This is a genomic window from Streptomyces sp. DSM 118878 (genome assembly GCF_052936595.1).
The window spans coordinates 1,540,698-1,554,845 of record NZ_CP193622.1 but is presented as its reverse complement, the minus strand read 5'-3'; the positions used below and the strand labels follow the sequence as shown (position 1 = coordinate 1,554,845).

General features: G+C 71.0%; 4 protein-coding genes. All 4 read left to right on the top strand.

What is annotated here, in order from left to right; translation table 11 throughout:
- Positions 1 to 3 precede the first annotated feature (3 nt).
- From ACRAKF_RS06520 to ACRAKF_RS06505, 4 genes are read left to right on the top strand one after another with little or no spacing between them, the layout of a single operon-like run.
- Positions 4 to 960, top strand: a complete 957-nt coding sequence (locus ACRAKF_RS06520; protein ID WP_447035928.1) for an ornithine carbamoyltransferase — start codon at positions 4 to 6, stop codon at positions 958 to 960.
- A complete protein-coding gene (locus tag ACRAKF_RS06515; RefSeq protein WP_447035927.1) occupies positions 957 to 2,267 on the top strand; it encodes an MFS transporter in 1,311 nt (436 codons plus the stop codon). Before ACRAKF_RS06520 ends, ACRAKF_RS06515 begins: the two co-directional genes overlap by 4 nt.
- Positions 2,268 to 2,269: 2 nt before the next feature.
- Positions 2,270 to 13,096 carry an amino acid adenylation domain-containing protein gene (locus ACRAKF_RS06510; protein WP_447035926.1) on the top strand — a complete coding sequence of 3,609 codons (10,827 nt, stop codon included), beginning with the start codon at positions 2,270 to 2,272 and terminating at the stop codon, positions 13,094 to 13,096.
- Positions 13,093 to 14,136 carry a serine hydrolase domain-containing protein gene (locus tag ACRAKF_RS06505; protein WP_447035925.1) on the top strand — a complete coding sequence of 348 codons (1,044 nt, stop codon included), beginning with the start codon at positions 13,093 to 13,095 and terminating at the stop codon, positions 14,134 to 14,136. Before ACRAKF_RS06510 ends, ACRAKF_RS06505 begins: the two co-directional genes overlap by 4 nt.
- Positions 14,137 to 14,148: the final 12 nt, after the last annotated feature.

The following is a 14,148-nucleotide window of genomic DNA, read 5'->3' as shown; positions in this document are numbered from 1 at the left end:
CCCATGTACACCCCCGTGCGCAGTCTCATCTCGATCGACGACCTGACGGACGACGAACTGCGGGCGCTCGTCGGCCGCGGAGTCGAGTACAGCACCGGCCGGGCCGGACACCCGTCGCCCCTGGACCGCCAGGTCGCCGGAATCTACTTCCGCATGACCTCCACCCGTACCCGTACCGCCTTCTCCTCGGGCGCCCTGCGTCTGGGCGGAAGGCTGATCACCTACGGTCCCGACGATCTCCAGACCAACACGGGCGAGAGCAGCGAGGACACGGGCCGCGTCTTCTCACGGATGCTCGACGTCCTGGTGGCGAGGACCGGCGGCCCGTCGGCGGAGCTGCGGGCGTGGGCCGCCCAGGACCGGATGTCCGTGGTCAACGCGATGAGTGCCGAGGAGCACCCGACGCAGGCGCTCACCGATCTGACCACCCTGCACGCGCACTTCGGGCGGATCAAGGGCCTGCGGGTCCTGTACCTCGGCGAGGGCAACAACACGGCCGCCGCCCTCGCCCTGGCCCTGTCCCGCTACCCGGAGGTCGAGTTCGATCTGCGCACCCCACCGGGGTACGGCCTGACCGACGACATCCTTCGCTCCGCCAAGGCCCACGCCGCCCGCAGCGGCGCCGGCCTGACCGAGCGGCACGACATGGACGGTCCCCTGGGAACGTACGACGTCATCTACACCACGCGCTGGCGCACCACGGGAACCAGCAAGGCCGACGACGACTGGCAGCGGATCTTCGCGCCCTTCCAGGTGACGCCGGCGCTGTGGGAACACAGCCCGTCCGCGGTCTTCATGCACGACCTGCCCGCCCACCGGGGCGAGGAGGTCACGGCACAGGTGCTCGACGGCCCGGCCAGCATCGCCTTCGACCAGGCGGAGAACAAGATGCACAGCGCCATGGCCGTCCTGGAGTGGTGCCGACAGGGTGGCCGCCTCGATACCGGGCCCCTTGAATGACCCTCTCCTCCGACACCGCGGCGCAACAGGTTCCGCCCAGCGGCCCGCTGCGCCGCAACCGGGACTTCCTGCTGCTGTGGAGCGGGGCCGGCCTGTCCATGCTCGGCTACCGGATGAGCACCGTCACCTACCCCTTGCTGGCGATCTGGTATCTGGACTCGACAGTGGCCGCGGGCCTGATCGGCTTTGCCTCCCTGCTGCCCATGCTGCTCGTGCAGCTGCCGGCCGGGGTGCTCGTCGACCGGTACGACCGGCGCCGCGTGATGATCGGATGCGACATCGTCGGGTGCGTGGCCATGGCCAGCCTCGTGGTGTCGCTCCTCGCGCACCATCTCTGGCTGGGACATCTCATGGCGGTGGCCTTCGTCGAGGGCAGCGCGGCGATCGTCTACCGGCTCGCGGAGCGGGCCGCCGTACGCAACGTGGTCCATCCGCAGCACCTGCCCGCGGCGTTGTCGCAGAACGAGGCCCGTGCGCAGGCCGCCGGGCTGATCGGGCAGCCCGCAGGCAGCTCCCTGTTCACGTTCGCGCGCTGGACCCCGTTCCTGAGCACGGCGGTCGGCCACGTGCTGTCCCTGATCGGCCTCCTGTTCATCAAGGCGGAGTTCCAGGCCGAGCGACGCGAGGGGCCGAGAAAGCTGCGCGGCGAACTCCTGGAAGGCATCACCTGGTTGCGCGGCCAGCGCTTCCTGCGCGCGGCCGTCTTCCTGGTCGCCGGAAGCAATCTGCTGTTCCAGATCTCGGGCCTCGCCATCATCCTCGTGGTCAAGGAGAACGGCGGTTCACCGACCGCGATCGGGGTGATCGGAGCGGTGTCGGGCGTCGGGGGCGTCCTGGGGTCCCTGTTCGCCTCCCGGCTCCTCAAGCATCTGCCGCCCCGGACCATCCTGGTGGGCGCGCTCTCCGCGTGGGCGGCCGTCACCTCGTGCCTGGCCTTCACCAGCGGCCTGTACACGATCGGCGGGCTGATGGCGCTCATCAGCTTCGTCGGGGCTTCGATGAACGTCTCGGCCGGCGTCTACCAGGTGCAGACGACCCCGAACGGCCTCCAGGGCCGGGTCACCAGCGTCGCCATGCTGGTGTCCTCCGGGTCCAACTCCATCGGCTCGATCGCCGGGGGAGTGCTGCTGAGCATCGCCGGCACCACCCACACGATCGCCGGCGTCGCCGCGGTGATGTTCCTGCTCGCTGTCTCGGCCGTGCTCAGCCCGGCCGTCCGAAGTGCCGGTGACAGCCCCTTGCTGTCCAAGGGACAGGGCGGTGGACCACCCGCACAGCGGACGGGCGAGGTTTCGAGAGAGGAATGACGATGGGTGAGCGATCCATGACCACCTCGCAGGACGAAGCCCGGGCCGAGTACCTCAGACTCAGACTGGCGGGCAGGAAACACGGCCGCCGGACCGCCCTGCCGCACGCGGACCGCTCGGCCCCGCTGCCGCTCTCCTCGGGGCAGCAGCAGATGTGGTTCCTCAATCAACTGGATCCCGAAAGCCCCGAGTACCTCGTGCCGATGGCGCTGCGGTTCACGGGGCCGCTCGACGGCGAGGCGCTGCTGCACGCCTGGACACAGGTGCTCGATCGACACGAGATCCTGCGCACCCGTTACGCCATGGGCGACGAAGGACCCGTCCAGACCATCCACCCGGACGGGCCGCGCGACCTCCCCCGCATCGATCTGTCGACGCTGCGGGACGACGCCCGGGAGGCGGAGGTCCTGCGGATCCTCACCGAGCAGTCGTCGGCGCGGCTGGACCTCGCACACGACTGGCCGGTGCGCGGCGGGCTGATCCACTGCGCGCCCGACGACCATGTGCTCGTGCTGGTGGCCCACCACATCGTCTGCGACGCCTGGTCGACCCGGCTGTTCGCCCAAGAGATGGGGGCGCTCTACCGGGCCGCGGTGACCGGCGCCTCGCCCGGTCTCTCGCCCCTGGAGATCCAGTACGCGGATTACGCGGCCTGGGAGCAGCAGCACATCTCCGGCCCAGCCGGGCAGCGCCACCTCGCCTACTGGCGAACGCACCTCGCCGACCTGCCCGTCCTCGACCTGCCCACGGACCGGCGGCGCCCCGCCCGCCGTGACCACACCGCCGACGCGGTCAGGTCCGAACTGCCGACGGCACTCACGGACCGGGTGCGGGCGCTGGCAGGACGGTACGACACCACGCCTTTCGTCGTCCTGCTCACCGCTTTCCAGACGCTGCTCGCCCGCCACACCGGCAGCACGGACCTGGCCGTGGGCACCGTCGTGTCAGGACGTACCCGGCCCGAGGTCCAGCATCTGATCGGCTACGGCATCAACAGCCTGGTCCTGCGCGCCCGTTGGCGGGGGAACCCGTCCTTCGGCACGCTGCTGCGGCAGGCCCGGCGGACCGTGCTCGACGCCTTCGATCACCAGGAGGCGCCGTTCCCCGTCCTGGCGCGCGAGCTGGCACCGGAGCGGGACATGTCCCGTACACCCCTGTTCCAGAGCATGTTCATGATGCGCGAGACGGCGACAGAGGACTACGGGTTCCCGGGCGTCGACACCGAAGCGCTGAACGTGTTCGCGCCTCGCGCCCGCTTCGATCTCGGCCTGACGGTCGAGGAGGGCCCGGACGGCACCCTGACCTCCCGGCTCGAATACGCCACCGCGCTGTTCGACCGGACCACCGCGGAGCGGCTCCTGCGCCAGTACCACCGGCTGTTGCGGCACGCGGTCGACGAGCCAGGTACTCCGCTCTCCCACCTCGACGTGTCCGACGAAGGCGCCGTCACACGCGCACCCGGACCGCAGGCCCAGGAGGCTCCCCGCTGCCTGCACTCCCTCTTCGAGGAGCAGGCGCGGCGGACCCCTGACGCCGTCGCCGTCGTGGCCGCGGGCACCTCCCTGACCTACGGTGAGCTCGACGCCCGCGCCAACCGCGTGGCGCATCGGCTGCGCGGTCTGGGGGCCGGGCCCGAAAGCCTGGTGGGCGTCTGCCTCACCCGGGGCGCCGAACTCGTACCCGCCCTGCTCGGTGTGCTCAAGGCAGGCGCGGCCTACTTGCCCCTCGATCCCTCGCACCCGCGCGAGCGGCTGCGGTTCGCGCTGCGGGACGCCGGAGCCTCGGTGGTGCTCGCCCAGTCTTCGACCGCCGACCTGCTGAACGGCACCGGCGCCGAGATCGTCGTCCTCGACGACGACCAGGATCCGGTGCGCACATCCCCGGCGGACGCCCCCGTGACCGGCTGCGTCCCCGACAACCTCGTCTACGCGATCTACACCTCTGGATCCACCGGCCTCCCCAAGGGCGTGGCCCTCACCCACACCAACGTCCACCGCCTGCTGACCAACGCACGCCGGCACCTCGCCTTCGGGGAGGGCGACGTCTGGTCGATGACCCACTCCTACGCCTTCGACGTCGCCGTCTTCGAGATGTGGGGCGCACTCCTGCACGGCGGTCGGCTCGTCGTCGTACCGCACGAGGTCAGCAGTACGCCTCAGGAGCTCATCGACCTGCTCGCCGCGGAAGGCGTCACCGTGCTCAGCCAGACCCCGTCGGCGTTCCGCGGCCTGGTGGCCGCGGCCGAGGCGGAGGAACCCCGGCTCGGCCGGCTCGCCCTGCGAACGGTGATCTTCGCGGGCGAACGCCTCGACATGTCCGGTCTGCGGCCCTGGACCGACCGGTTCGGCCTGGACGGTCCTGCCCTGGTCAACATGTATGGGATCACCGAGACGACCGTGCACACCACCTTCCACCGGGTCACCCGCGACGACCTGGACCCTCTCGCCGCCAATGCCGTCGGGCTGCCGCTGGACGACCTCACCGTTCATCTGCTCGACGACCACGGTTGCCCCGTGCCGGACGGCGGGCGAGGCGAGATCCATGTCGGTGGTCCCGGTGTGGCCCGCGGCTATCCGGGCCGGCCGGAGCTCACCGCCGAGCGGTTCGTGCCCGACCCCTTCGGGCCGCCCGGCGCCCGCCTGTACCGCAGCGGCGACCTCGCCCGCCGGGGCCCCGAAGGGCGGCTCCAGTTCCTCGGCCGGACGGACGACCAGGTCAAGGTGCGCGGCTACCGGGTCGAACCCGGCGAGATCGCGACCGTCCTGCGGGAGCACCCGGCCGTCGGCCAGGCAGTCGTGGTCGTCGACGGCACGGCCACCGGCGACCACCGGCTGATCGGCTATGTGGTGCCCCAGGGCGACAGCGCGGTCAAGGCCGAGGTACTGGCCGCACACTGCGCGGCACGGCTCCCTCCGTACATGGTCCCCGTGGCCTTCGTGCCGCTGGACGAGCTGCCGCTGAACGCCAACGGCAAGCTCGACCGCGACCGCCTGCCCCGGCCGGACCGCTCCACTCTCCTCCCGGAAGCCGTGTACGTGGCGCCGCGTTCGGGGTTGGAGGAGCGGGTGGCGGGTGTGTGGGGGGAGGTGTTGGGTGTGGAGCGGGTCGGGGTCTTCGACGGGTTCTTCGATCTGGGCGGGGATTCGATCCGTGCGGTGGCGTTGGTGGGTGCGTTGCGGGCCGCGGGTCTTTCGGTGTCGGTGCGGGATGTGTTCGGCCTGCGGACGGTGGCGGGTCTGTGTGAGGTGCTGGCGGATCGGCCCGCGGCGGAGTCGCAGGAGTCGGTGGCGCCGTTCGCGTTGGTGGACGCGCGGGACCGTGAACTGGTGCCGGACGGTGCCGCCGACGCGTACCCCATGGCGTCGGCACAGATCGGCATGGTCGTGGACATGCTGACCCGCGACCGGTTCAGCAACTACCACAACGTCGCCACGACCCGGATGCGCGACGACCGGGAGTTCTCCGTGTCGGCACTGCGCGAGGCGGCTCAGGTCGTCGTCGGCCGGCACGAGGTGCTGCGCACCTCCTTCGACCTGCACACCTTCTCCGTACCGATGCAGCTGGTCCATCCGACGGCGACGGTGCCCGTGGTGGTGCGCGACCGCCGGGGCCTGGACGCGGCGGCGCTGCGCGCCGACTTCGACACGTTCCACGACACGGAACGGGCCCACTTCTTCGACCTGGCCGAGCCGCCCATGATGCGGCTGACCGCCCATGTGAGCGACGACGGATGGTGGCTGTCGATCACGGAGTTCCACGCCATCGTCGAGGGGTGGAGCTACCACTCCCTGATGCGCGAACTGATCGACTGCTATCTGCGGATCAGGGACGGCCGGGCCGTGGCACCGAGGCCACCCGTCGCGGTGCGCTACGCCGACTCGATCGCCGGTGAACTGCGGGCACTCGCCTCGTCCGAGGACCGCGCGTACTGGACGAGGACCGTCGAGACGCACCCCAGGTTCAGTCTCCCGGCCGAGTGGGGGGACCCCCGGGAGCCGGTGCGGACGTACTGGGAGTCCGTCCCCTTCGACGACCTGGAGGACGGCCTGCGGGCCCTCGCCGCGTCGGCGAACGCCTCCCTGAAGAGCGTGCTGGTGGCCGCGTACGGCAAGGTCCTCGGTTCGCTCACGGATCAGCGGCGGTTCAGCGCGGGAGTCGTCGTCCACACCCGACCGGAAGCGCTCGGCGCCGACCACATCTACGGCATGCACCTCAATACCGTCCCGTTCGCCTTCGAGCGTGCGGGTGGTACGTGGCGGGAGTGGGTGCGGCAGGTCTTCGACCGGGAGATGGAGCTGTGGCCGCACCGACGTTTCCCGATGCCGGAGATCCAGCGCATGGCGGGCGGAGGGCGGCTCGTCAACGTCCTGATCAACCACGTGGACTTCGACCGCCTCGATGACGGAGTCGCCGATCTCGGCACCGCCATGGCGCCCGGCACGACCGAGTTCGACCTCGCCGTCACCACGCTCTCCCGACGCATCAGCCTCAAGAGCCACACGGGAGTATTGAGCCGTGCGAACGCGGCGCGGGTGGCGGCGATGTTCCGTGCGGTCCTTGAGGCGATGGTGGCTGACGGTGACGGGGATGCCGGGGAGGTGTTCCTGCCGTCGGGGGAGCGGGAGGTATTGGCGGGGCTGCGGGCCGCTGAGTTGGGCGGGCCCGAGGTGCTGGTGCCGGAGTTGCTTGCCGAGCGGGTGCGGCTGTCGCCGGTGGCGGTGGCGGTGTCGGCCGGTGGTGTGGAGTTGTCGTACGGGGAGGTGGAGGAGCGGGCGAACCGTCTCGCGCATGTGTTGCGGGGCGCGGGAGTCGGCGCGGAGACGTTGGTGGGGGTGTGCCTGGAGCGTGGGGTGGACCTGGTGGTGGCGCTGTGGGCCGTATGGAAAGCCGGTGGCGCCTATGTGCCCATGGACCCGGCCTTCCCCCTGCCCCGGCTGCGCTCGGTGGTGCGGGACGCCGGCATCCGGGCCGTGCTGACCGGCGGTTCCGTCGCCTCAGTTGTGGAGGGGGCCCTGGGGTCGGCGGCCTGCGTCCGCGTCGACGGGACGGAGGCGGCACGGACGAGTGCCTCGGAAACTGTGGGCAGCGTCCCGTTCGACCCGCAACCGCTGGACGCACCGCTCGATCCGGACCAGTTGGCCTACGTGATCCACACCTCTGGATCGACGGGGCGGCCCAAGGGCGTCCAGGTCACCCACCGCGGCCTCGCCCACCATGTGCGCTGGGCCGCGCAAACCCTGACCTCCCACGGCGAGGGCGGATCCGCGCTGTTCTCGTCGGTGGCCTTCGATCTCGTCGTACCCAACCTCTGGGCAACGCTGGTCAGCGGACAGCGTCTGTGGATGTGGCCCGAGAACGGTGACCTCGCGGATCTGGCGGACGACTTGTGCGCAGCCGGCCCCTTCAGCTTCCTGAAGCTGACTCCGAGCCACTTGGAGGTACTGGCGAGCCGACTGGACGGGAAGCGCGCCAGGGCGCTGGCCGAGACCGTGCTGTCGGCGGGGGAGACCCTGACCGGATCCGCGGCCGATCGCTGGCTGGGGTGGCTGGGCCCGGGGCGGTTGATCAACGAGTACGGCCCGACCGAGACGACCGTGGGTGCGTCCGTCATGCCGGTGAACATCTCGCCTGCCCCCGACCGGGTCCCGATCGGACGTCCCTTGCCGGGTGTCTCCCTGCACACGGTCGACGAGGGGCTGCGCTCGGTGCCGGTGGGTGTGGTGGGCGAGTTGTGTGTGGGTGGTGTCGGTGTGGCCCGCGGTTATCTGGGCCGGCCGGAGCTCACCGCCGAGCGGTTTGTGCCCGATCCCTTCGGGCGGCCCGGTGCGCGCCTGTACCGCACCGGTGACCTGGCCCGGGTCCTGTTCGACGGCACCGTGGAGTTCGTCGGCCGCACCGACGACCAGGTGAAGATTCGCGGCCACCGCGTCGAGCCAGGTGAGGCCGAGGCCGCCCTCGTCACGCTGCCAGGGGTCGCCGAAGCCTGCGTCGTGGTCTCCACCCTGGGTCGCTCGCCCGCCCTCGTCGCCTACGTGGTGCCCGCCGAAGGCGTCACCCCCGACGGCGCGGAGCTGCGCGCCGCTCTCGAACGGACCCTGCCCTCCCACCTCGTGCCCGCGGCTTTCATGCCGCTGGACGAGCTGCCGCTGAACGCCAACGGCAAGCTCGACCGCGCCGCTCTGCCCGCTCCCGACGGCGAATCCCTGAGCACCGCCCATGTGGGGCCGCGTTCGGGGTTGGAGGAGCGGGTGGCGGGTGTGTGGGGGGAGGTGTTGGGTGTGGAGCGGGTCGGGGTCTTCGACGGGTTCTTCGATCTGGGCGGGGATTCGATCCGTGCGGTGGCGTTGGTGGGTGCGTTGCGGGCCGCGGGTCTTTCGGTGTCGGTGCGGGATGTGTTCGGCCTGCGGACGGTGGCGGGTCTGTGTGAGGTGCTGGCGGATCGGCCCGCGGCGGAGTCGCAGGAGTCGGTGGCGCCGTTCGCGTTGGTGGACGCGCGGGACCGTGAACTGGTGCCGGACGGCGTCGTCGACGCGTACCCCATGGCCCAGACGCAGCTCGGCATGGTCGTGGAAATGCTCTCCGACGACTCCCTGCATCCGTACCACAGCGTCTCCTCCTTCCGGATACGTGACGAACACTCCGTCTCCCTGGAGGCGTTGCGCCGTGCGGCGCAGACAGTGGTGGAACGGCACGAAGCCCTGCGCACGTCGTTCGACCTGCACACCTTCTCCATACCGATGCAGCTGGTGCATCCCGCCGCCGAAGTCCCGGTACGCCTGCGGGACCTGGGCGGCCTGACCGCCGAACAGATCAGGAACTCTCTCGACGCATACCAGTCCAAGGAGCGGGACCGCCCCTTCGACCTGGCATCACCGCCTCTGCTGCGGCTGTGCGCGCACCAGGAGGGCGACGGAGCCTGGTGGCTGACCGTCGTCCGCTGCCACGCGATCTCCGAGGGATGGAGCCACTACAACCTGTTGGTGGAGCTCCTCGGCTGCTACGAGGAGGTCAGGAACGGGACGACGCCCACGAGCCCGCCGCCCGCGGCGGTGCGTTACGCGGACTTCGTCGCAGGCGAACTGCGGGCGCTCGCCTCGCCCGACGACCGCTCCTACTGGAGCGGGGTGATCGAGGGATATCCCCGGTTCACGCTGCCCGCGGACTGGGGCACTCCCGGAGCCGCCCGCGAACGCGTCCGGCTCCGCGTCCCCGTCGACGACCTCACGGACGGACTGAGGGCCTTCGCGAGCCGGTCGGGCGTCTCGCTCAAGAGCGTGCTGCTCGCGGCCCATCTGAAGGTGCTCGGCTCGATCACCGAGGAGGAGACCTTCTGTACCGGCCTCGTCTGTGACGCCCGGCCTGAGGCGCTCGGCGCCGACCGCGTCTACGGCATGTACCTCAACACGGTCCCGTTCGCCTCTGACCGTGCGGGTGGTACGTGGCGGGAGTGGGTGCGGCAGGTCTTCGACCGGGAGGTGGAGCTGTGGCCGCACCGGCGTTTCCCGATGCCGGAGATCCAGCGCATGGCCGGCGAAGGGCGGCTCGTCGACGTCTCCTTCAACTACCTCGACTTCAGCAGTATCGACACCGGCCGGATCGACGTGAATCCCACGCTCGCCGCCGGGGCGACGGAGTTCGACCTGGCGGTGACCGCACAGGCCGGCCACATCGGGCTCAGCACGCATACCGGGGTGCTGAGCCGTGCGAACGCGGCGCGGGTGGCGGCGATGTTCCGTGCGGTCCTTGAGGCGATGGTGGCTGACGGTGACGGGGATGCCGGGGAGGTGTTCCTGCCGTCGGGGGAGCGGGAGGTATTGGCGGGGCTGCGGGCCGCTGAGTTGGGCGGGCCCGAGGTGCTGGTGCCGGAGTTGCTTGCCGAGCGGGTGCGGCTGTCGCCGGTGGCGGTGGCGGTGTCGGCCGGTGGTGTGGAGTTGTCGTACGGGGAGGTGGAGGAGCGGGCGAACCGTCTCGCGCATGTGTTGCGGGGCGCGGGAGTCGGCGCGGAGACGTTGGTGGGGGTGTGCCTGGAGCGTGGGGTGGACCTGGTGGTGGCGCTGTGGGCCGTATGGAAAGCCGGTGGCGCCTATGTGCCCATGGACCCGGCCTTCCCCCTGCCCCGGCTGCGCTCGGTGGTGCGGGACGCCGGCATCCGGGCCGTGCTGACCGGCGGTTCCGTCGCCTCAGTTGTGGAGGGGGCCCTGGGGTCGGCGGCCTGCGTCCGCGTCGACGGGACGGAGGCGGCACGGACGAGTGCCTCGGAAACTGTGGGCAGCGTCCCGTTCGACCCGCAACCGCTGGACGCACCGCTCGATCCGGACCAGTTGGCCTACGTGATCCACACCTCTGGATCGACGGGGCGGCCCAAGGGCGTCCAGGTCACCCACCGCGGCCTCGCCAACCGTGTCCGGTGGGCCGTCGAAGCGATCGGCCTGCGCGCGGATGACCGTACGCTGCACAAGACCGCACCGAGCTTCGACGCCGCCGTGTGGGAGATCTTCGCTCCCCTGGTGAGCGGCGGAACGCTGGTCCTCGCCCCGCCCGGCGCCGAACGCGACCCCGAGACGATGAACCGCGCGCTGGCCGACGAGCGGGTGACCGTGCTCCAGGCGGTCCCCACCGTGCTGCGGGCGCTCGTGGAGTCCCCGCGATGGGCGGACGGTACGGCACTGCGACTCGTCTTCTCCGCCGGAGAGCCGCTCGACGCCGACCTCGCCAGGCGCATCGTGGGCGGACGACCGCTCGCCCTGTGGAACACGTACGGCCCCACCGAGTGCACCATCGACGCCACGGCGCACCGTTACGACCCCGGGCAGGAGACGGGCCCGGTACCCATCGGGCGCCCGCTGCCCGGTGTCTCGTCGCAGGTGCTGGATGGGGGTCTGCGCTCGGTGCCGGTGGGTGTGGTGGGCGAGTTGTGTGTGGGTGGTGTCGGTGTGGCCCGCGGTTATCTGGGCCGGCCGGAGCTCACCGCCGAGCGGTTTGTGCCCGATCCCTTCGGGCGGCCCGGTGCGCGCCTGTACCGCACCGGTGACCTGGCCCGGGTCCTGTTCGACGGCACCGTGGAGTTCGTCGGCCGCGCCGACGACCAGGTGAAGGTCAACGGCGTCCGCGTGGAACCCGGCGAGGTGGCCGTCGCGCTGCGTGCGCTGCCCGGCGTCGCCGATGCCGCGGTCGTGCCGCGGGACGACGAACAGGGCAACCGGAGACTGGTCGCGTACACCGTGCCGTCCGGACCCGACGCCCCGGACGGCACCGCTCTGCGCCGCGCCCTCACCGAGTCACTGCCGGCGGCTCTGGTGCCCGCGGTCTTCGTGGGCGTCGAGCGCATACCGCTCACCGCATCGGGCAAAACGGACCATCGCGCCCTGCCCGCGCTGCCGAACGGCCCGCGGAAAGACCACGTCGAGCCCCGCACAGCGACCGAGCGGGCGCTCGCCGACATCTGGTCCAGGGTGCTGCGCCTCGAACGGGTGGGCGCGCACGACCGGTTCTTCGAGAACGGCGGCGACTCCCTGCGCATCACCAGAGTGATCGCCGCGGCCCACCGGCAGGGCATGCCCCTGACCCTTCGGATGCTCTACGAACACGATGTCCTCAGCGATCTGGCCGCAGTGATCGACTCCCTTGTGGAAGGGCGAGACACGACCATGGTTTCCGACCTCACTCCCGCTACCGACACGGCCCCCGTCCCGTCCACGGGACGATCCCGCCCAGACACCGCGCCCTCGATCCCCGAGGACGCCGTACTCGCCGCGATGGACCGCCACGCCGTACCGGGCGTGGGCCTCGCCCTGCTGCGCGGCGGCGAGGTGACCACCCTCGCGGGGTACGGCGTCACCGCGGCGGACCGCCCCGCACCCGTCACCGCGAGCACGCCGTTCCAGGTCGCCTCGATCAGCAAGCACGTCACCGTGCTCGGCGTCCTGCGGCTCGTGGCCGACAAGGTCCTCAACCTGGACGAGGACATCGACCACTACCTGACGTCCTGGCAGGTCCCGCGGAGCACGGGCATCACCCTGCGGGAGCTCCTCAGCCACCAGGCCGGACTGAGTCACGTGCCGCCCACCAACCATCTGCCCGGCACCACCATGCCGACGATCCCCGAAGTCCTGCGCGGAGCCCCGCCCGCGACCAATGAGCCCGTCCGCGCTGAACACCGCGCCGGGCAGGTGTTCAAGAAGACCAACATCAACTTCTCCGTGCTCGAACAGCTCCTGGAGGACGTCACCGGTGAACGGTTCGGCCCGCTGATGCAGCGCCTCGTCCTGGACCCGTTGAAGATGGCGGACAGCAGCTTCGACCAGGCCCACCCGGACAAGTCGCCGGTGCCGGTGGCCATCGGCCACGACGCGAACGGAACCCCGATCGCGGGCCGTTGGCGGGTGCGCAACGAAGTGGCAGCGGGCGGCCTGTGGGCCAGCGCCCGGGATCTCGCCAAGGTGGCCCTCGAAATCCGCCGGGCCCACAACGACGACGACGGCGTGCTGCTGACCCGCCCCCTGGCCCGTCAGATGGTGATGGTCTGGCACCCCGGCAGCTACTACGGTCTCGGCTCCGTGGTCGACGACTCCGGTGGCGACCACGAATTCGGCCACGGGGGCCGCACGGTCGGCTACCGCAACGGCACCTTCACCCAACTCGGCACCGGCGACGGCCTCGTGATCCTCACGAACGGTGAGTCCGGCAAGCACATCCAGACCTTCGTGGCCGACCACATCAGAGCACCGAAGGCCGGTCTGGGCACCGGTCGGGGCAGTGACGGCTGGGCGAACGCCGTGGACGAACCGGTAGAAGGCCCCCGTCGCGCCCGAAGCGGCGGCGCGAGATGACGCATGATGCCGTGCACGACGTGATCGGGCGGCGCCCGGACACGGAGGCGAGCGCCTTCCTGGTCAGGCTGACCGGACCCGACGGCACCAGCACCTTCGGCTCGGGAGCCGCGGACCTCGACACCGGCGCCCCGCTCCACGCCGGCCAGCACTTCCGCATCGGCGGGGTCACCAAGACCTTCCTCGCCGTGGCCGTGCTGAGCCTCATCGCCGAGGGGCGGATCGGGCTCGACGAGCCGGTGGAATGCCGGCTGCCCGGCCTGCTGCCCGCGACCGTCACCGTACGCAGCCTGCTGGACCACACCAGCGGCCTCGTGGACGAGAGCGACGTCCGCTACAACGACACCGCCTGGTTCCTGCGCCATCGCTTCGACACCTTCACCCCGGACCAGCTCATCGCCCGTGCCCGGAGCCGCCCGCTCGCCTTCCCGACCGGCACCCGGCAGCAGATCACCCGGGCCAACTACGTCGCGCTCGGCATGCTCGCCGAACAGGTCACCGGGCGCCCCTACGCCGAGGTGACCCGGGACCGGGTGCTGCGCCCACTGGGCCTCGACCACACGCACCTCCCCGGCGACGACCCCGAACTGCCCGTACCGTTCGTCCGCGGTTACGACGAGGGCGTGGACGTGACCCGGCACAGCCCCTCGCTGCACGGCGCGGCCGGCGAGATGGTGTCCACGGTGGCCGACCTCGACCGCTTCCTGGACGCCCTCACCGCGGGTGACCTGCTGCCCCCCGACATCGTGCGGGAGATGTACCGCGTACCCGACGTGCCGTACGCGAAGGGCGGTCGCGCGTTCTGCGGAGCGGGTCTCGACAGCGTGACGCTGCCCGGAGACGTGACCGTGTGGGGGATGGTCGGCATCGTGCACGGCTATCTCGCCGGCATCGTGACCGGCGCGACCCCCGAACGCCGGCTCGTCTACCTCATCTGCCCTACGCGCCGGGGTGAGTTGCGGGCGCCGCCGATCGTCGCCGGCCTGCTGCACTCCGCCTTCTGCGGTATCTCGAGTAGCCCCATTAGCTATGAAATATAGGTCTGCGCCGAA

What these genes read in the sequence shown, in the direction of transcription:
- ACRAKF_RS06520 (WP_447035928.1), top strand. Translation starts at nt 4, where the DNA reads ATGTACACCCCCGTGCGCAGTCTCATCTCGATCGACGACCTGACGGAC.
- ACRAKF_RS06515 (WP_447035927.1), top strand. Translation starts at nt 957, where the DNA reads ATGACCCTCTCCTCCGACACCGCGGCGCAACAGGTTCCGCCCAGCGGC.
- ACRAKF_RS06510 (WP_447035926.1), top strand. Translation starts at nt 2,270, where the DNA reads ATGGGTGAGCGATCCATGACCACCTCGCAGGACGAAGCCCGGGCCGAG.
- ACRAKF_RS06505 (WP_447035925.1), top strand. Translation starts at nt 13,093, where the DNA reads ATGACGCATGATGCCGTGCACGACGTGATCGGGCGGCGCCCGGACACG.